The following is an 18,564-nucleotide window of genomic DNA, read 5'->3' as shown; positions in this document are numbered from 1 at the left end:
CCCGTGAGCGGTTTGCGGGCTCTTGCGCAGCTTGGGGAGATTCGCAAGAGACGCAGATCACAGTGATCTGAACGTAACCATCGAAGGGGTTCGAAGGTCTAAGTTGTCGATGTCGGGCAGCGTCTTGGGGGGCGCTTCCTGGCAGCTGGGGACGTCTTGGGGGACTTTCCCAGAGATTGCGTTGCCGGGGCACGTGCCAGCGGGGAGCTTTGAGCGGCCCTCCCGAACGTGCGTTGTCCCGGCAGACCGCAGAGCGACGAGTGCGCCGGGTTCAGGTCCGTCCGCACTCATACAGCGATTCAGGCGCTGTTCTCACAGGCGCCCGGCCGGATCCCGTGGGGGGAATCCGCACCGGGACATGGGAAGGCGCCCTGGTACGTCGGCCCGTGGGGGGACCGGCGGCCGGGGCGCCTTTTCCGTACGCGAGCCGACCGTGGCATCCCGTGTGGCGTCGCGCTCCACCCTCGTCTCCGCAACGATCGGGCCCCGCACACGACCAGCGTGTACGGGGCCCGATGCCTACGCGGTGCGTGCGCGGCTCGAAACGGGGGTCAGCGCTCCTCGGCCGGGACGAAGTCGCGCTCGACGACGCCCGTGTAGATCTGGCGCGGACGGCCGATGCGGGAGCCCGGCTCCTTGATCATCTCGTGCCACTGCGCGATCCAGCCCGGGAGGCGGCCGAGGGCGAACAGGACCGTGAACATCTCGGTCGGGAAGCCCATGGCCCGGTAGATCAGACCGGTGTAGAAGTCGACGTTCGGGTAGAGGCTGCGCGAGACGAAGTAGTCGTCGGAGAGCGCGTGCTCCTCCAGCTTCAGCGCGATGTCCAGCAGCTCGTCGGACTTGCCGAGAGCGGACAGCACATCGTGCGCGGCGGCCTTGATGATCTTGGCGCGGGGGTCGAAGTTCTTGTAGACCCGGTGGCCGAAGCCCATCAGCCGGACGCCGTCCTCCTTGTTCTTCACCTTGCGGATGAAGGAGTCGACGTCGCCGCCGTCGGCCTTGATGCCCTCGAGCATCTCCAGCACCGACTGGTTGGCGCCACCGTGCAGCGGACCCCACAGGGCGGAGATGCCCGCGGAGATCGAGGCGAACATGTTCGCCTGCGAGGAGCCGACCAGGCGCACGGTGGAGGTGGAGCAGTTCTGCTCGTGGTCCGCGTGCAGGATGAGCAGCTTCTCCAGGGCGGCCACGACGACCGGGTCGGGCTCGTAGTCCTGGGCGGGCACCGAGAAGGTCATGCGCAGGAAATTCTCGACGTAACCGAGGTCGTTGCGCGGGTAGACGAACGGGTGGCCGATCGACTTCTTGTACGCGTAGGCAGCGATCGTCGGAAGCTTGGCGAGCAGCCGGATCGTGGAGAGGTTGCGCTGGCGCTCGTCGAACGGGTTGTGGCTGTCCTGGTAGAACGTCGACAGCGCGGAGACCACCGAGGACAGCATCGCCATCGGGTGCGCGTCGCGCGGGAAGCCCTTGTAGAAGTTCTTGACGTCCTCGTGCAGCAGGGTGTGCTGCGTGACCTCGCCCTTGAACGCGGACAGTTCGTCGACGGTCGGCAACTCGCCGTTGATCAGCAGGTAGGCGACCTCCAGGAAGGTGGAGCGCTCGGCCAGCTGCTCGATCGGGTAGCCGCGGTACCGGAGAATGCCGGCCTCGCCGTCCAGATAGGTGACCCCGGATTTATAGGCCGCGGTGTTGCCGTAGCCGCTGTCCAGCGTTACCAGACCGGTCTGGGCCCGGAGCTTCCCGATGTCGAAGCCCTTGTCGCCGACGGTGCTGTCGATCACCGGGTAGGTGTACTCGTTGCCGCCGTACCGCAGTACTACAGAGTTGTCGCTCACGTCTTCCCTCACCGACCTAGTGCCTCATCTTCGAGGTGCCCTGACTGTCTCCACCATCCCCCACTCGGCGCAGGAGAGTGCACTCGGGGTCGACCATCGGGCCTATTGGCGGCACTGAGTGCCGCTAACTTGCCCATCCTGCCTGCTGTGTTCCGCATCCGGAAGGCCTCTGTGACCTTCATGACTCATTTGATCGATCATTTTTTGATGACGGACCGCTCACAGGACTGTGTCACCCCTCCGAGAGGCGGGATCCGGGGCGGCCGGAACCGGCGAGACGGAAGTCCAGGGCCGTGCACCGCCGGCCCGCGGAGACCGTGCGGACCGCCTGCCCGATCGCCTTGCGGGAGCCGACGAGTACGACCAGCTGCTTGGCCCGGGTGACCGCCGTGTAGAGCAGATTGCGCTGGAGCATCATCCAGGCGCCCGTGGTCACCGGGATGACGACCGCCGGGTACTCGCTGCCCTGGGAACGGTGGATGGTGACGGCGTAGGCGTGCGCCAGTTCGTCCAGCTCGTCGAAGTCGTACGGCACCTCCTCGTCCTCGTCGGTCAGCACGGTCAGGCGCTGGTCGACCGGGTCGAGCGAGGTGACCACGCCCACGGTGCCGTTGAAGACACCGTTCTCCCCCTTCTCGTAGTTGTTGCGAATCTGGGTGACCTTGTCGCCGACACGGAAGACCCGGCCACCGAACCGCTTCTCGGCGAGGTCGGGGCGGGCGGGCGTGACGGCCTGCTGGAGCAGTCCGTTGAGCGTGCCCGCACCGGCCGGCCCCCGGTGCATGGGGGCGAGCACCTGCACGTCACGGCGCGGGTCGAGGCCGAACTTCGCGGGAATGCGCCGGGCGGCGACGTCCACGGTGAGCCGCCCCGCCTCCTCGGTGTCGTCCTCGACGAAGAGGAAGAAGTCCTTCATGCCGTCGGTGACGGGGTGTTGCCCGGCGTTGATCCGGTGCGCGTTGGTCACCACGCCGGACTGCTGGGCCTGACGGAAGACCCGGGTGAGCCGGACGGCGGGGACGGGGCCGCCCTCGGCCAGCAGGTCCCTGAGCACCTCCCCGGCGCCGACGCTGGGCAGTTGGTCGACGTCCCCGACGAAGAGGAGATGGGCGCCCGGCGGCACGGCCTTGACCAGCTTGTTCGCGAGCAACAGGTCGAGCATGGACGCCTCGTCGACCACCACCAGGTCGGCGTCCAGCGGCCGTTCCCGGTCGTAGGCGGCGTCACCGCCGGGCTTGAGCTCCAGCAGACGGTGCACGGTGGAGGCCTCGGCACCGGTCAGCTCGGCGAGCCGCTTGGCGGCGCGGCCGGTCGGAGCGGCCAGCACCACCTTGGCCCTCTTCGCACGGGCCAGCTCCACGATCGAGCGGACCGTGAAGGACTTGCCGCAGCCGGGTCCGCCGGTGAGGACGGCGACCTTCTCGGTCAGCGCCAGCCGGACGGCGGCCTCCTGCTCGGGCGCGAGGTCGGTGCCGGTACGTCCCTTCAGCCACCCGAGCGCCTTGTCCCAGGCCACGTCCCGGAACACCGGCATCCGGTCCTCGTCCGTGCGGAGGAGCCGCAACAGCTGGGCGGAGAGGGCCACCTCGGCTCGGTGAAAGGGCACGAGGAAGACGGCGGTGACGGGGTCACCGCCCTGCGGGTCCGGCACCTTCTCGCGCACGACGCCGGGATCCTCGCCGGGGTCCTCCGGCTCGGCGGCGAGCTCGGCCAGGCACTCGATGACCAGTCCGGTGTCGACTTGCAGCAGCTTCACCGCGTCGGCGATCAGCTTCTCCTCGGGGAGATAGCAGTGCCCCTGGTCGGTGGCCTGCGACAGCGCGTACTGCAAGCCCGCCTTCACCCGGTCGGGACTGTCGTGCGGGATGCCGACGGACTGGGCGATCTTGTCGGCGGTGAGGAATCCGATGCCCCAGACGTCGGAGGCGAGGCGGTACGGCTGGTTCTTCACGACGGAGATCGAGGCGTCGCCGTACTTCTTGTAGATGCGCACGGCGATGGAGGTGGACACCTCGACGGTCTGGAGGAAGAGCATGACCTCCTTGATCGCCTTCTGCTCCTCCCAGGCGTCGGCGATCTTCTTGGTCCGCTTGGGCCCGAGCCCGGGCACCTCGATGAGGCGCTTGGGCTCCTCCTCGATGACGGTGAGGGTGTCGACGCCGAAGTGCTGCGTGATGCGGTCGGCGAAGACCGGGCCGATGCCCTTGACCAGGCCGGACCCGAGATAGCGCCGGATACCCTGGACGGTGGCCGGCAGCACGGTCGTGTAGTTCTCGACGTGGAACTGCTTCCCGTACTGCGGGTGCGAACCCCAGCGCCCCTCCATCCGCACGGACTCCCCCACCTGCGCGCCGAGCAGCGCGCCGACGACGGTGAGCAGATCACCGGCACCTCTGCCGGTGTCGACCCGGGCGACGGTGTAGCCGTTCTCCTCGTTGGCGTACGTGATGCGTTCGAGCACGCCTTCGAGCGTGGCGAGCCGGCGTTCACCGGGGGCCGCGGATGGCTGGTTGGACATGATCCGACGGTACCGGTGGGGTGTGACAGGAGGCTCCGGCCGGCTCACGCGGGCGCCGCCGGTGCGGTCCCGGGACGACCGCACCGGCCGGCTGCCGCCCCGCTCAGGCAGGCACCCTCGCGAGCGCGCCCACGATCTCGTCGACCCGGGTCTTGGCGTCGCCGAAGAGCATCTGGGAGTTCTCCCGGAAGAACAGCGGGTTCTGCACCCCGGCGTAGCCCACGGCCATCGACCGCTTGAAGACCACCACGTTCCCCGCCTCCCACACCCGCAGCACCGGCATCCCGGCGATCGGCGAGTCCGGGTCGTCGGTCGCCGCCGGGTTGACGGTGTCGTTGGCGCCGATGACGAGCACCACGTCGGTGCCGGCGAGGTCGTCGTTGATCTCGTCCATCTCCAGGACGATGTCGTACGGCACCTTCGCCTCGGCCAGCAGCACGTTCATGTGACCGGGCAGGCGGCCGGCGACCGGGTGGATGCCGAAGCGCACGTCGACGCCCCGCTCGTGCAGCAGCCGGGTCAGTTCCGCGACCGGGTACTGGGCCTGCGCCACCGCCATGCCGTAGCCGGGGGTGATCACGACGGACGAGGCCGACAGGAGGAGCTCGGCCGTGTCCTCCGCCGAGATCTCCCGGTGCTCGCCGTGGTCCTGGTCGCCGGACGGACCGGCCTCGATCCCGAAGCCACCGGCGATCACCGAGAGGAAGGAGCGGTTCATCGCCCGGCACATGATGTAGGAGAGGTACGCACCGGAGGAGCCGACCAGCGCGCCGGTGACGATCAGCAGGTCGTTCTCCAGCAGGAATCCCGAAGCGGCGGCCGCCCAGCCGGAGTAGCTGTTGAGCATCGAGACGACCACGGGCATGTCACCGCCGCCGATGGAGGCGACCAGGTGCCAGCCCAGCGCCAGCGCCAGCACGGTCACCGCGACCAGCAGCCCGAGCCCGGGAGTGATGACGTACAGCACCGTGAGGATCACGAAGGCGGCGAGCACGGCGACGTTGATGGCGTTCTTGCCCGGCAGCATCATCGGGGCGGACTTCATCCGGGCCGAGAGCTTGAGGAAGGCGACGATCGAGCCGGTGAAGGTGACCGCGCCGATGAACACGCCGATGAAGACCTCGGCGTGATGGATACCGTCCGCGTGCGAGCCGGCGTCGAGGTGACCGTTCCAGCCGATCAGCACCGCGGCGAGACCCACGAAGGAGTGCAGCAGCGCGATCAGTTCGGGCATGCCGGTCATCTCCACCCGCCTCGCGCACCACAGTCCGATGACCGCGCCGACCGCGACCGCGGACACGAGGACGATGACGGAGGTAACCGAACCGGCGTCGGTGACTTGCAGGACCGTGGCGGCGAGCGCGAGCGTCATGCCCGCGACGCCGTAACCCCAGCCCTGGACGGCGCTCTCGTGCTGGGAGAGGCCGGCCAGCGCCAGGATGAACAGGAGGGCGGCGACCAGGTACGCCGCGCCGGAGGCCGAGAGGATGTCCATGTCGTGTCAGGCCTTCCGGAACATCGAGAGCATGCGGCGGGTGACGGCGAAGCCGCCGAAGATGTTGATCGAGGCGAGCAGCGTGGCGACGCCGGCGAGCACCAGCACCACGTTGTCGGACCCCGTCAGCTGCATCAGCGAACCCACCACGACGATCCCGGAGATGGCGTTGGTGACCGACATCAGCGGTGTGTGCAGCGCGTGGTGCACGTGCCCGATCACGTAGAAGCCGACCACGGTCGCCAGCGCCAGCACGGTGAAGTGCTGGGTGATCTGTGAGGGTGCGAACGCGTTGAGCAGGAACAGCGCCAGTCCGCCGGTGCCGACCAGTGCCGTCCTGACGGCCGGGGAGAGCTTCTTCTCCGCCTTCTTCTCCGCCTTCTTCTCCGGCGCCTTCACCGACGCGGCCGCCGCCGGGGCCGCCGAGACCTGCACCGGTGGCGGCGGCCAGAGCACCTCACCGTCGTGGACCACGGTCAGCCCGCGCTGCACGGCGTCCTCGAGGTCCAGCGCAACCCGGCCGTCCTTGGCCGGCGTGAGCAGCTTCATCAGGTTGACCAGGTTGGCGCTGTACAGCTGGGAGGACTGCGCCGGAAGACGCGCGGGCAGGTCGGTGTAGCCGATGATCGTCACGCCGTTGTCGGTGACGACGACCTCGTCCTTGACCGATCCCTCGACGTTGCCGCCCTGGGCGGCGGCCATGTCGACGACGACGCTCCCCCGCTTCATGGAGGCGACGTCGGCGGCCGTGATCAGCCGCGGCGCGGTCCGCCCCGGGATCAGGGCGGTGGTGATGACGATGTCCACCTCGGCGGCCTGCTCGGAGTAGATCTCCGCCGCCCGCCTGTCGTACGCCTCCGAGGTCACCTTCGCGTACCCGTCGGTCGACTGCTCGACCTCGACGTCCACGGGCAGATACGTGCCGCCGAGCGACTTCACCTGGTCGGCGACCTCCGGCCGCGGGTCGGTGGCCCGGACGATCGCCCCCAGGGAGGCGGCGGCGCCGATCGCGGCCAGTCCCGCCACGCCGGCTCCGGCGACCAGCACCTTCGCCGGCGGGACCTTGCCCGCGGCGGTCACCTGCCCGGTGAAGAACCGGCCGAAGTGGTGCGCCGCCTCGATCACCGCCCGGTAACCGGCGATGTTGGCCTGGCTGGAGAGGATGTCCAACGACTGGGCCCGGGAGATACGCGGAACCACGTCCATCGCGAAGGCGTCGATCTTGCGCGCGGCCAGCGCCGACAGCAGGTCGCCGCGGGCCGCCGGGGCCAGGGGTGCGACCAGCGTCGCCCCCTCCTTGAGCCGCTCCACCTCGGAGAGCTCGGGCCCGTTCACCCGGAAGACCAGGTCGGCCCCCCACGCCTCTGCCGCCCCACCGATCGTGGCGCCGGCCCGGGCGTACGCCTCGTCGGTGAATCCCGAGCCCTCACCGGCCCCGGCCTCGACCACCACCCCGTAACCCAGCCCGGTCAGCTGCTTGACCGTCGCGGGCGTGGCCGCCACCCGGGTCTCTCCGGGCCTGGTCTCTCGTATCACTCCGATGAGCATCTTCGGCTCTCTTGTCTAGGGAGTCAGGGACACTGCTGTACAGATGCGCGAGCGATCGAAGTATTGCGGGTTCACCGGGCAGGGGACACGTGTGCCGTGCCACACCACTGGCCGCGCGGGGCAGGCAGGCAGGCGGCTGAGGAGGGCGCGCTGTCGGGCGCCGGCGGTGACCGGGCCTAGCAGCCCGCCTCGGCATCCGGGTTCACGACCGCATCGACCTCGACCGAGTATCCGGCCCCGGTGGTGAGGTCGGGGCGGCTTCCGTGGCCGTCCTCCGCGAGGCCCTCGGCGGTGAGGAGGACGACCCGCAGGGCTGTCCCCTCTTTGACGAGGCACAGGCCGCCGCCGGACGCGGCTTCCGGGTCCTGCCGCCATCCGTCCCGTGCCGCCGCCGTCCGGTAGTGCGCGGCCACTTCGGCCGGAGTTCCGGGGAACGCGTAGGTCCGGGAGGCGTACACCGAGACGTCGCCGCTGTCAGCCCAGCAACCGGCGTCCACCTCCTCGAAGCCGGGGGCAACCGTCGCCCCGGCGGGCCGGGAGGCGAGGATGTCGAGCCCGGCCATCTCCTTGACCCGGTCGTCGGTCCCCGCACAATCCCTGGCGAGTTCCTGCAGCGCGCAGCCGGTGAGCGTGCCGGCCGCGACCACGGTCGACAGGAGCAGCGACACCGGGCGCGTGGCAGCCACCAGCCGCCTCATCCGAGGGACCACGTGTCGGTTCCCACCGCTCCGGTCTCCTTCAACCCCGCGAGGAATGCGGCGAACGCGGCGGTGGGGAAGGCGAGGGTGGCGCGGGCGGGGGCCTTGGAGTCGCGGACGGCTATGTGGGTGGATGACGTCGCGATCTCCACGCACTCGTTGCCGTCGCCCGGACCCGAGTATGACGACTTCTTCCAGTTGTCCATGGGTTTCTACAGCTCCTTCGCCAGACCGAGGATGAAGTCACGCGACTGTGCGGGATCGAGCGCTGCAGCCTCCACCCTATGGAAACTCGCGCGGTAGGTGTTGAGCTGGGCCTCGGAGTCGAGGAAGGCCGAGCCGTGCAGCGCATCGCGGATCACAGTGTCCAGCTTGGGCAAGGGGCCACCCACGTACGTCATCGTGCTGGAGGCGCTGGCGAAGCCGTCCATGTCGAAGGGGATGACACGGACAGAGATGTTCTCCGCTTCGGAGAGCTCCAAGAGCCGCAAGAGTTGGTTCCTGGAGGTGGCACGGTCGCTGACTCTTATCCGGAGCGCCGCCTCGTGGATCACCGCTTCGTAGGGAAGCGTGAACGCCTGGCGCGCCTTGCGGTGGCGGAGGCGCAGTTCAAGTTCCTCGGCTGTCAGTTGCGGGAGCCTGGACGAGAAGACGGCCCGTGAGTAGTCCTCGGTCTGGAGCAGGCCCGGCACGTACAGGATTGCCACGTGTCGGAGGAAGCGGGCATGGTGCTCCAGCTCGGACAGGTCCAGGAACGACGTGGGCAGAGAACCTCGATACTCCTCCCACCAGCCTTGCGTCCGTTCGGTGGCCATGACCACAAGGGCGTTGATGAACTCCTCGTCGGTACACGCGTAGTGGGATGCGAGGCGACGGATTCGCTGCTCGCTCACACCCGCGAGGGCGGACTCGATGTGGGTGATCTGGGCGGGGGCCACACCGAGTAGCGCCGCCGCCTGCCGGGAGTTGAGGCCGGCAGCCTCACGCAGTCTGCGAAGCTCCGTTGCCAGCCGCTGCTGACGTGCAGTTGGTTCGCGCCTCTTCACCATCGATTGGCCTTCTTCACACCTCTGTTGATGCCACTCGTTCGGCGTCAGATTACGCGACCGGCTTGCCGCGTCCCTAAATTTAGATCTACTTTCGGTAACGCGACGCACACCGTGCGGCACCGGGTCACCGGAAGCGCACCGCCCCGTCCTGCCATGACGGCCGCGGCAATGACGCCGGTCCCGCTCTCGACCAACTCCCCTCACCGACAACGGAGTCCCGCATGCCCGAAAACGAACCGTGGGAGTACTCCCTCTACATCCCCCACGACCTCCGCGCCGTCACCGTCAGCCGCCGTACCCTCCGCCTCATCCTGACCGTGCACGGGCTGATCGGCCTCGTCGACGTCGCCGAACTCCTCGCCGCGGAGCTGGTCTCCAACGCCGTACGGCACACCAAGGGCCCCGCCGGCCTGCGCGTGCACTGGTCGCCGCCGGGAACGTTGCGGATCGGGGCGTGGGACGCGGACCCCGAACCTCCGCAGCCGCCAAGGCCGTTCGCGGCGGAGGACGAGTCGGAGGACGGGCGGGGTCTCGCCCTGGTGCGGGCGTGCGCAGATGTGTGGGGGTGGCAGCCCCTGGCCAAGGACGGCAGCCGGGGCAAGTACGTGTGGTGCGAGCTGGGTGCCGCCTGAGCGCGGGCCTGTCCGGCGGAGCTGCGCCGGACAGGCCCCGGCCCCGGTTTCCGTGCGGGCGCCCACACCCTTGCTACTGACCGGTCGGTCTGGTTTCGTACCGCGCTACGAACTGGGTGGTCACGGAGACGCGAGGAGAAACGAGCGGCGTGGACCGGGGAACACAGACGAGGACCAGGGACTCCCTGCCGGAAGGACTCGGCCGGGCGATACGGGAGACCGCCAGTGCCATCGCCGTACTCCTGGACGGCGCGACGGACATGACCGTTCCCGTACCGGGGCTGGAGTGGACCGTCGGCGAGACGGCCGCCCACCTGGCACTGGCCAACCGCCTGATGGCCGATATCGCGTCCGGTCAGGAACGCGCCTACGGAGACGGCACGCCGCAGAGTCTCGCGGCGGCCAACGCGCAGAGTCTCGTCGAGTTCCCCGAGCGCGCGGCGGAACCGCTGGCCGCGATGATCGTGGAGCAGGCCGACGCGTTCCTGGACGCGATGGGCCGGGCCACGGCGGAAGGGACCGCGGGCCGGACGTTCCTGACCCCGCTCGGCCTCATGGACAGGGACGTCTTCGCCTCGTACCTGCTGACCCACATGCTGGGCCACGGTTACGATCTCGCCCGTGGGCTGCGTCGGCCGCACATGATCGACGAGACGCGGGTCGGGCTCTGCCTGCCGTTCCTGAAGACGGCGATGCCGCGCGTCGCCGCCGCCTCCGCGCTGACGGCCCGTTACACCGTGCGCGTCCGGGGCGGCGAGACCTTCGGCGTCACGTTCACCGACGGCACGGTCGAGGTGCTTCCCGGCCCGCCGGAGCGCTCGGACTGCACCATTCTCACCGAGCCGGTCGCCTTCCTCGTCATGGCGCTGGGACGGATGGGCCCGTGGCAGGCCATGGCACGCGGAGCCGTGCTCGCCTGGGGCCGCAGACCCTGGCTCGCCCTCCGCTTCCCCACTCTGTTCCACGTGCCCTGACCCGGGCGTTCGTTGGTCAGCCCGGCCGCTGTCGCCGCGCACCCGGTCGCTAATCTCGGCTTCCATGGGCCGGGCGGGTCCGTCGCGACGCCAACCCGGCATAGCGAGAAGCCCTCGGCTTCAGCCGGGGGAGGAGTCACCGTCATCCTCCAGGGCCAGGCCGGCACCTCCGCCGGCCGCGAGCGCGGCGCGGGCTTCGCCGAAGGGCTGAAGGACTACCCGGGCATCAAGGTCGTCGCCAAGCAGCCCGCGGACTTCGACCGCACCAAGGGCCTGGACGTGATGACGAACCTGCTCCAGGCGCACCCGGACATCAACGGTGTCTTCGCCGAGAACGACGAGATGGCGCTCGGCGCGATCAAGGCGCTCGGTTCCAAGGCCGGGAAGTCGGTCCAGGTCGTCGGCTTCGACGGCACCCCGGACGGGCTGAAGGCTGTCGAGGCCGGCACGTTGTACGCCTCCGTCGCGCAGCAGCCGAGGGAACTCGGCCGGATCGCGGTGCGGAACGCGTTGCGCGCCGCCGACGGCGAGAAGGTGGAGAAGATGGTGAAGGTGCCGGTGAAGGTGGTCACCAAGGAAAACGTGGCCGGCTTCGAGGGCTGACGCCGGGCGCGGCCGCACGGCCGCACGGCCGCACGGGCACACGGGCACACGGGCACACGGGGCGGGCGGTCACATCGACCGCCCGCCCCCCACGCGGATTCACTCGGATCGGGGAGCGATTCATGTACGACTACGACCTCCTGGTCGTCGGCTCGGCCAACGCCGACCTGGTGATCGGTGTCGAGCGCCGGCCGGGCGCCGGCGAGACGGTGCTCGGCTCCGACCTGTCCGTCCACCCGGGCGGCAAGGGCGCGAACCAGGCGGTCGCGGCCGCCCGGCTCGGCGCCCGTACGGCCCTGCTGGCCCGGGTCGGCAACGACGGGCACGGGCGGCTGCTGCTGGACTCGCAGCGGGCGGCCGGGGTGGACACGGTGGGTGTGCTGGTGGGCGGGGCCCCGACCGGGGTCGCGCTGATCACGGTGGACCCGTCGGGGGACAACAGCATCGTGGTCTCCCCCGGTGCCAACGGCCGGCTGAGGCCTCAGGACGTGCGGGCGGCCGGGAGCCTGTTCCACGTCTCGCGGGTGGTCTCCGCCCAGTTGGAGATCCCGCTGGAGACGGTCGTGGAGGTCGTGCGGAGTCTGGTCCCGGGCAGCCGGTTCGTACTGAACCCGTCCCCGCCGCGCCCCCTTCCGACGGAGGTGCTGGCGGCCTGTGACCCGCTGATCGTCAACGAGCACGAGGCGAAGGTGATCCTGGGCGACAGCGCCGGGGTGAGTGACGAACCCGAGGACTGGGCGCGGCTGCTGCTGGGGAAGGGGCCCCGTTCGGTGGTGGTCACCCTGGGCGGCGAGGGCGCGCTCGTGGCGTCCTCGGAAGGGGTCGCCCGGGTTCCGTCCGTCAAGGTGCACGCCGTGGACACCACCGGTGCCGGTGACGCGTTCACCGCCGCGCTGGCCTGGCGGCTGGGCGCGGGCGAACCGCTCGCCGAGGCGGCGGCGTACGCGGCCCGGGTGGGGGCGGCGACGGTCACGAAGGAAGGTGCGCAGGTGTCCTTCCCGACGGCGCCGGAGGTCGCCGGGCTGCGGGCGGGGTCGGAAGGCGGCGCCCGGTGAAGAAGCACGGGATCCTGAACCGGCATCTCTCCGGCGCCCTGGCCGAACTCGGGCACGGGGACGGGGTGCTGGTATGTGATGTCGGCATGCCGATACCCGACGGGCCGCGCGTGGTGGACCTGGCCTTCCGGGCCGGGGTGCCGTCCTTCGCCGAGGTGCTGGAGGGGCTGCTGACCGAACTGGTGGTGGAGGGCGCGACGGCGGCGACCGAGGTGCGGGACGCCAACCCGGCGGCTGCCGGGCTACTGGCCGGCCACTTCCCCGCTCTCGCGCTGGTGCCGCACGAGCGGCTCAAGGAGCTGAGCACGGGCGCGCGGCTGGTGGTGCGCACCGGTGAGGCACGGCCGTACGCGAACGTGCTGCTGCGCTGCGGGGTGTTCTTCTGAGGCGGACCGGCCGGAATTCGAGGGGCCCGTCCGTCGACCGGCCCCCTGCCGTTCCCTCCCCTGCCGTTCCCTCCCCTGCCGTCCCTCCCCTGCCGGAACCCTCGCGTCCCTGCCCGGGCGGCTGGACCGTGTGCTCCTTCCATCCGACGTCCGACGGGCCCACCCTCGCATCGAGGGCAGCGTGACGGCCGCCCTCGATGCGATGCGGCTCGGCGACGCAAGGACGCGCCGCGGGTGAGCCGGAGTGGGATCACCGGCCGCTCGGGGGAGGCGGATGGCCGGCGTCGCGCGGCACGCGAGGCGCAGCGTGGACGACTTCGAGAGGGCCCGGTCCGTCGACCGGGCCCTCTCGGTTCCCTCCCCTGCCAGAACCCCTCAAGTCCCCCCCGGGGTCCCCTCCCAGAAGTCCTGACGCACACTACGACCCGCGAGGTGCGGGAAGGGTTGCACGGCTTTCGCGGGAGGTTTTCGCGGCCGGGTTCCCTACGATGTCCGCCCGGGCAGGATGCGGCCACCCGGTAGGCGTTGGGGGCGAGTGGCAATGCTGGTACAGGAGTTACGTACCGATGTGGTGGCGCCCGCCGAGCGGTGGGACCTCTGGCAGGACATCGCCACGCGGACGCATGTACCCAATCTGCTGCGCAGTGAGCGCAGCGACGACTTCCGGGCCACGATGCGGCTCCTGCAGCTCGGGGACCTGCAGATCGCCGAGCTGAGCCTGCCGCACCTGGACACCGTGCGCACACCGCGCACCATACGGCGTCTCGACCCCGAGGTCCTCCAGATCAACTGCCAGCTCACCGGCGACGGCGCGGTGGCGCAGGACGGCACCGAGACGGTGTTCGGGCCGGAGCACTTCATCATGATCGACAGCAGTCTTCCCTACGACGTCCGCATCAACAGGACGTCACGGCGGTCGACGACAGTGGTCGTCAGTCTGCCCCGGGCCCGGCGGGGGGCGGCACCGTGCGGTGCCGGCGAACGTCGGCGTCCGATCCGGCACCGCACGGCTTGCGCCCCCCCCGCGCACAGCCCTGCGCCCTCCACCCTCCAGCCGTTGTGCCGTTCAGCCGTTCAGCCGGCCCGCGTGTTGCACGAACCGCGCCGCCGTCTCGGCGAGCACCTCGCGGCCGTCACGGGCCCACAGCGCGTCGTTGAACAGTTCGACCTCGATGGGACCGGTGTAACCGGCCGCCTCCACGTATCCCCTCCACTCCCGCATGTCGACCGCGCCGTCGCCGATCTGGCCGCGGCCGTTGAGGACGCCCTCGGGCAGCGGGGTGGTCCAGTCGGCGAGCTGGAAGCTGTGGATACGTCCCTGGGCGCCCGCGCGCGCGATCTGCGCGGGGGCGGTGTCGTCCCACCAGACGTGGTACGTGTCCACGGTGACGCCGACCTGCCGGGCGGGGAAGCGTTCGGCCAGGTCGAGGGCCTGGGCGAGCGTGGAGACCACACAGCGGTCGGAGGCGAACATGGGGTGCAGCGGCTCGATGGCCAGTTTCACCCCGTGCTCCCCGGCGTAGGGGCCGAGTTCGGCGAGCGCGTCCGCGATGCGTTCCCGGGCGCCGCGCAGGTCCCTGGAGCCGGGCGGGAGTCCACCGGATACCAGGACCAGGGTGTCGGTACCGAGCATGGCCGCCTCGTCGACGGCGCGGCGGTTGTCGGTCAGGGCGGCGGTCCGTTCGGCGGGGTCGCTCGCGGTGAGGAAGCCGCCCCGGCACAGCGTCGTCACGGCCAGGCCCGCGTCCCGTACGAGTTTCGCGGCCGCCTCGACGCCGTACGCCTGGACGGGCTCGCGCCACAGGCCCACGCCCGGCACGCCCAGGTCCCGGCAGGCGTCGACGAGTTGCGGCAGGGTGAGCTGCCTGACCGTCATCTGGTTGATGCTGAAGCGGGCGAGGCCGGTGGTCGTCATGGGGTCACTCCGTACAGGTGCAGCAGGGTCCTCATCCGTTCCTCGGCGAGTTCGGGGTCGGGGAACAGGCCGAGACCGTCGGCGAGTTCGTAGGCGCGGGCGAAGTGCGGCAGGGAGCGGGCCGACTGGAGGCCGCCGACCATGGTGAAGTGGCTCTGGTGGCCGGCCAGCCAGGCGAGGAACACCACGCCCGTCTTGTAGTAGCGGGTGGGGGCCTGGAAGAGGTGGCGGGAGAGTTCGACGGTGGGGTCGAGGAGGGCGCGGAAGCCGTCCTTGTCCCCCGTGTCGAGCACCCGGACCGCTTCGGCGGCCAGCGGGCCGAGCGGGTCGAAGATGCCGAGCAGGGCGTGGCTGAAGCCCTGGTCGTCGCCGGCGATCAGCTCGGGGTAGTGGAAGTCGTCGCCGGTGTAGCAGCGCACGCCCCGCGGGAGGCGGCGGCGCAGGTCGATCTCGCGCTGGGCGTCGAGCAGGGAGACCTTGATGCCGTCGACCTTGTCGGGGTGGGCGGCGATGACCTCCAGGAAGGTGTCGGTGGCGGCGTCGAGGTCGGATGACCCCCAGTAGCCCTCCAGGGCCGGGTCGAACATCGGGCCGAGCCAGTGCAGGACGACCGGTTCGGCGGCCTGGCGGAGGAGGTGGCCGTAGACCTCCAGGTAGTCGTCCGGGCCCTTCGCCGTCGTGGCCAGCGCGCGGGAGGCCATCAGGATGGCCTGCGCGCCCGACTCCTCGACGAGGGCGAGCTGTTCCTCGTATGCCGTGCGGACCTCGGCGAGGGTGCCGCCGGTGATGTGGTCGGTGCCGACACCGCAGGCGACGCGGCCGCCGGCCGTCTTCGCCTCGGCGGCCGAGCGGCGGATCAGCTCGGCCGCGCCCGGCCAGTCCAGTCCCATGCCGCGCTGCGCGGTGTCCATGGCCTCGGCGACGCCCAGGCCGTGCGACCACAGGTGGCGGCGGAAGGCCAGGGTGGCGTCCCAGTCGACGGCCGCCGGTGAGTCGGGGGTGGTGTCGGCGTACGGGTCGGCGACGACGTGCGCGGCCGAGAAGACCGTACGGGAGGTGAGGGGGGCGCCGGGGGTCGCCAGGGCACGGGGTTCGGTGCGGGGTTCGTAGGCGCGCAGGGTGCCGTCCGCGCCGGGCAGGCGGAGGGTCACAGCGCGATCTCCGGTACGTCGAGACGGCGGCCCTCGGCGGAGGATCTCAGGCCGAGTTCGGCGAGCTGGACGCCCCGGGCGCCCGCCAGCAGGTCCCAGTGGTAGGGGGCGTCGGCGTAGACGTGGCGCAGGAACAGTTCCCACTGGGCCTTGAACCCGTTGTCGAACTCACCGTTGTCCGGCACCTGTTGCCACTGGTCGCGGAAGACCTCGGTGGCGGGGATGTCCGGGTTCCAGACCGGCTTGGGGGTGGCGGAGCGGTGCTGGACACGGCAGGAGCGCAGGCCCGCGACGGCGGAGCCCTCGGTGCCGTCGACCTGGAACTCGACCAGTTCGTCGCGGTGGACGCGGACCGTCCAGGAGGAGTTGATCTGGGCGACGGTGCCGCCGTCGAGTTCGAAGACGCCGTAGGCGGCGTCGTCGGCGGTGGCGTCGTAGGGCTTGCCGTTCTCGTCCCAGCGCTGGGGGATGTGGGTGGCGGTGAGTGCCTGGACGGACTTCACGCGGCCGAACAGTTCGTGCAGCACGTACTCCCAGTGCGGGAACATGTCGACGACGATGCCGCCGCCGTCCTCCGCGCGGTAGTTCCAGGAGGGGCGCTGGGCGTCCTGCCAGTCGCCCTCGAACACCCAGTAGCCGAACTCGCCGCGCACGGACAGGATGCGGCCGAAGAAGCCGCCGTCGATGAGGCGCTTCAGCTTCAGCAGGCCCGGGAGGAAGAGCTTGTCCTGGACGACACCGTGCTTGATGCCGGCCGCGTCCGCCAGGCGGGCGAGTTCCAGGGCTCCGTCGAGGCCGGTGGCGGTGGGCTTCTCGGTGTAGAGGTGCTTGCCCGCGGCGATGGCCTTCCTGAGGGCCTCCTCGCGGGCCGAGGTCACCTGCGCGTCGAAGTAGATGTCGATGCTGTCGTCGGCGAGGACCGCGTCCAGGTCCGTGGAGACGTGCTCCAGGCCGTGCCGCTCGGCGAGGGCCCTCAGCGCGTGCTCACGGCGGCCGACCAGGACCGGCTCCGGCCACAGCACGGTGCCGTCGCCGAGGTCGAGTCCGCCCTGTTCGCGCAGGGCCAGGATGGAGCGGACGAGGTGCTGCCGGTAACCCATGCGTCCGGTCACACCGTTCATGGCGATACGCACCGTCTTGCGTGTCACGTCGTTCCCTTCGTACGCGGTCCGCGCGCCGCGTACGCCCCACCTGTCACGCGGCGGGGGCCGTCGCGGGGCGGGTGACTGGTGAACGTCACAGCAAGCGCTTTCTATACAAGGAGAAGCTAGCCTCTGAACGGCGTCGCGGACAAGGCCGTCGCACGGCCGACTTGTTCGAGGGGGCGAACAAACGGACGTGGAGCCGTAGGGTCTGCTCGGAACGACGACGAGACGCGCGACCGGAGGACGAGACATGACGGTGACCCTGGCGGACGTGGCGGCGCGCGCACAGGTCTCACCCGCGACGGTGTCGCGTGTGCTCAACGGGAACTATCCCGTGGCCGCGTCCACCCGCGAGCGGGTGCTGAAGGCCGTGGACGAACTGGACTACGTGCTCAACGGACCCGCGAGCGCCCTGGCCGCCGCCACCTCCGACCTGGTCGGCATCCTGGTGAACGACATCGCCGACCCGTTCTTCGGGATCATGGCGAGCGCCATCCAGGCGGAGATCGGAGGGCCCGGAGGACGCGCGGGCGGGGAGAGACTCGCGGTGGTGTGCAACACGGGGGGTTCACCGGAGCGCGAACTGACCTATCTCACACTGCTCCAGCGGCAGCGGGCGGCGGCGGTGGTACTGACCGGCGGCGCCATCGAAAGCGCTCCGCACACGGCTGCGATGGACGCGAAGCTGCGGAAGCTGGCGGACGCCGGGACGCGGGTGGTGCTGTGCGGGCGGCCGCAGGCACCGGAGACCGGGGCGATCGCGCTGACCTTCGACAACCGCGGCGGGGGGCAGGAACTCACCGAGTACCTGATCGGGTTGGGGCACCGGCGGCTCGGTTACATCGCGGGGCCCCAGGAACGGACGACGACGCGGCACCGGCTCGAGGGACACCGGGCCGCGCTGGCCGCGCACGGGATCGAGGAGGACGCCCGGTGGACCGTGCACGGGCGGTACGACCGGCTGTCGGGGTACGAGGCCACGCTCGAACTCCTGCGGCGCGACCCGTCCTTGACGGCCGTTGTCGCGGCGAACGACTCCGTCGCGCTGGGCGCGTGCGCGGCGCTGCGGGACTCCGGGCGGCGGATCCCGGACGACGTGTCGGTGGCGGGGTTCGACGATCTGCCGTTCAGCATCGACGTGGTGCCCGCGCTGACGACGGTGCGGTTGCCGCTGGCGGAGGCGGGGGCGCGGGCGGGACGGATCGCCATGGGTCGGGAGGAGGCACCGCCCGGGGGGATCGCGGTGGTGCGGGGGGAGTTGATGGTGCGGGGTTCTGCGGCGGGGCCGCGGACGTAGTCGGGCCGGCCCTGTTCCGGGAGCGGCCGGTGTGACGCGGGGGGTGCGCGGCGGACGGCCGTGCGGGTGGTCGGTGGCTGGTCGCGCAGTTCCCCGTACCCCTGTGGGGATGTGGCGGTGCGGCGTTCGGAGGGTGCCGGGGACGAGGCCCGGTGGACGGGCTGTGACTGATCGTTGTGCCGGTGCTGCCGGGTGGCGGGACGCCCGTCTCCCCGCGACGGCGCCGAGCGCTCGTTCGAACTGGTTTCCGCAAACCG

15 protein-coding genes and 2 pseudogenes are annotated in these 18,564 nt (G+C 70.6%); 7 read left to right on the top strand and 10 right to left on the bottom strand.

What is annotated here, in order from left to right; genetic code table 11:
• Positions 1-551 precede the first annotated feature (551 nt).
• The 7 genes from ACZ5C2_RS16010 to ACZ5C2_RS15980 all read right to left on the bottom strand — a co-directional run bounded on the left by ACZ5C2_RS16010 (position 552) and on the right by ACZ5C2_RS15980 (position 9,149).
• Entirely contained in the window at positions 552-1,841 is a 1,290-nt protein-coding gene (locus tag ACZ5C2_RS16010) for a citrate synthase (RefSeq protein ID WP_468790761.1), read from the bottom strand.
• 232 nt (positions 1,842-2,073) lie between these two features.
• Complete coding sequence (gene recD2, locus ACZ5C2_RS16005; protein ID WP_468790759.1) at positions 2,074-4,359, bottom strand: SF1B family DNA helicase RecD2; 2,286 nt, start codon at positions 4,357-4,359, stop codon at positions 2,074-2,076.
• A 103-nt stretch (positions 4,360-4,462) separates the two neighbouring features.
• The gene (pntB, locus tag ACZ5C2_RS16000; protein WP_468790757.1) at positions 4,463-5,854 is read right to left on the bottom strand and encodes a Re/Si-specific NAD(P)(+) transhydrogenase subunit beta; all 1,392 of its coding nucleotides are present in this window, start codon (positions 5,852-5,854) and stop codon (positions 4,463-4,465) included.
• 6 nt (positions 5,855-5,860) lie between these two features.
• Complete coding sequence (locus tag ACZ5C2_RS15995) at positions 5,861-7,402, bottom strand: Re/Si-specific NAD(P)(+) transhydrogenase subunit alpha (protein WP_468790755.1); 1,542 nt, start codon at positions 7,400-7,402, stop codon at positions 5,861-5,863.
• Between the two features lie 176 nt (positions 7,403-7,578).
• Positions 7,579-8,088 (bottom strand): hypothetical protein, encoded by a 510-nt coding sequence (locus ACZ5C2_RS15990; RefSeq protein ID WP_468790753.1) that lies wholly within the window; start codon positions 8,086-8,088, stop codon positions 7,579-7,581.
• Between the two features lie 8 nt (positions 8,089-8,096).
• Positions 8,097-8,306 (bottom strand): DUF397 domain-containing protein, encoded by a 210-nt coding sequence (locus ACZ5C2_RS15985; RefSeq protein WP_468790751.1) that lies wholly within the window; start codon positions 8,304-8,306, stop codon positions 8,097-8,099.
• 6 nt (positions 8,307-8,312) lie between these two features.
• Complete coding sequence (locus tag ACZ5C2_RS15980) at positions 8,313-9,149, bottom strand: helix-turn-helix domain-containing protein (RefSeq protein WP_365897788.1); 837 nt, start codon at positions 9,147-9,149, stop codon at positions 8,313-8,315.
• A gap of 221 nt (positions 9,150-9,370) precedes the next feature.
• Between ACZ5C2_RS15980 and ACZ5C2_RS15975 the strand changes: the two genes are divergently transcribed.
• The 6 genes and pseudogenes from ACZ5C2_RS15975 to ACZ5C2_RS15950 form a co-directional block, all read left to right on the top strand.
• A complete protein-coding gene (locus ACZ5C2_RS15975) occupies positions 9,371-9,781 on the top strand; it encodes an ATP-binding protein (protein ID WP_468790749.1) in 411 nt (136 codons plus the stop codon).
• A 149-nt stretch (positions 9,782-9,930) separates the two neighbouring features.
• Positions 9,931-10,755, top strand: a complete 825-nt coding sequence (locus ACZ5C2_RS15970; protein WP_468790747.1) for a maleylpyruvate isomerase family mycothiol-dependent enzyme — start codon at positions 9,931-9,933, stop codon at positions 10,753-10,755.
• A gap of 126 nt (positions 10,756-10,881) precedes the next feature.
• A pseudogene (locus tag ACZ5C2_RS15965) lies at positions 10,882-11,358 on the top strand (substrate-binding domain-containing protein); the annotation flags it as partial.
• Between the two features lie 122 nt (positions 11,359-11,480).
• A complete protein-coding gene (locus tag ACZ5C2_RS15960) occupies positions 11,481-12,413 on the top strand; it encodes a ribokinase (RefSeq protein WP_468790745.1) in 933 nt (310 codons plus the stop codon).
• Positions 12,410-12,799, top strand: coding sequence for a D-ribose pyranase (gene rbsD, locus ACZ5C2_RS15955; RefSeq protein ID WP_468790743.1), 390 nt, complete (start codon positions 12,410-12,412; stop codon positions 12,797-12,799). Before ACZ5C2_RS15960 ends, rbsD begins: the two co-directional genes overlap by 4 nt.
• Positions 12,800-13,304: 505 nt before the next feature.
• Positions 13,305-13,868, top strand: a pseudogene (locus ACZ5C2_RS15950) (AraC-like ligand-binding domain-containing protein); the annotation flags it as partial.
• Here ACZ5C2_RS15950 and ACZ5C2_RS15945 read toward each other — a convergent pair.
• From ACZ5C2_RS15945 to ACZ5C2_RS15935, 3 genes are read right to left on the bottom strand one after another with little or no spacing between them, the layout of a single operon-like run.
• Positions 13,866-14,714, bottom strand: a complete 849-nt coding sequence (locus tag ACZ5C2_RS15945) for a sugar phosphate isomerase/epimerase family protein (protein WP_468790741.1) — start codon at positions 14,712-14,714, stop codon at positions 13,866-13,868. The pseudogene ACZ5C2_RS15950 and the gene ACZ5C2_RS15945 overlap by 3 nt on opposite strands.
• The gene (locus tag ACZ5C2_RS15940; protein WP_468790739.1) at positions 14,711-15,865 is read right to left on the bottom strand and encodes a dihydrodipicolinate synthase family protein; all 1,155 of its coding nucleotides are present in this window, start codon (positions 15,863-15,865) and stop codon (positions 14,711-14,713) included. Before ACZ5C2_RS15940 ends, ACZ5C2_RS15945 begins: the two co-directional genes overlap by 4 nt.
• The gene (locus ACZ5C2_RS15935; protein WP_468790737.1) at positions 15,862-17,013 is read right to left on the bottom strand and encodes a Gfo/Idh/MocA family protein; all 1,152 of its coding nucleotides are present in this window, start codon (positions 17,011-17,013) and stop codon (positions 15,862-15,864) included. The genes ACZ5C2_RS15940 and ACZ5C2_RS15935 overlap by 4 nt, the downstream gene beginning before the upstream one ends.
• Positions 17,014-17,260: 247 nt before the next feature.
• Here ACZ5C2_RS15935 and ACZ5C2_RS15930 point away from each other — a divergent pair, with 247 nt between their 5' ends.
• Complete coding sequence (locus ACZ5C2_RS15930) at positions 17,261-18,307, top strand: LacI family DNA-binding transcriptional regulator (RefSeq protein ID WP_468790735.1); 1,047 nt, start codon at positions 17,261-17,263, stop codon at positions 18,305-18,307.
• The last annotated feature ends 257 nt before the right edge of the window (positions 18,308-18,564 follow it).

This window comes from Streptomyces sp. NPDC031365, assembly GCF_055569765.1.
The sequence above is the reverse complement of the archived record's forward strand: the minus strand, read 5'-3'. Positions and strand labels throughout refer to the sequence as shown.